This is a genomic window from Streptomyces sp. SID13726, assembly GCF_010548375.1.
In the GTDB taxonomy this organism is placed as follows: Bacteria; Actinomycetota; Actinomycetes; order Streptomycetales; family Streptomycetaceae; genus Streptomyces.
Window position 1 is genome coordinate 1 of the sequence record NZ_JAAGLY010000614.1, and the last position, 414, is coordinate 414.

Here is a 414-nt window from a genome sequence, read left to right on the forward strand (position 1 = left end):
CGAACGGGTCGACCACCGACGCCGTGACGAAGCCCGTGCCCTCCCCGCGCTCGACGACCCCCTCGTACTCGGTCGCGCCGAGCGCGAGCAGCCGGGCGACCGCGTCGCGCACGTCGTCGACGTGCCAGTTCACGATCGCGCCCCCGGGGGTCTCCGGCTGCGGACGCGGGGACCAGGACCGGGCGATGATGCCGAGCTCGTCCTGGCGGTCGCCGACCCGGACCTCGACGTACCCGCCGGGGACCACGTAGTACGGCTCCGTCCCGAGCACCTCCGCGTACCACGCGGACGCGGCCTCCAGGTCGTCGGCCCACAGGTTCAGCGTCGCCATCCCACGCAGCATGCTCGTCTCCCTCGTCGTCGTCCCCGGGATCGAGCCCGGAGACCGCGGTCGTCGACCCCGGCGGGACCGAC

General features: G+C 74.4%; 1 protein-coding gene. It reads right to left on the reverse strand.

Annotated features, from left to right (window positions below; all coding sequences use genetic code 11):
* The coding region (locus G3I78_RS49395) for a VOC family protein (protein ID WP_239158499.1) at positions 1-331 on the reverse strand (331 nt) is incomplete at its 3' end.
* Between the last annotated feature and the right edge of the window lie 83 nt (positions 332-414).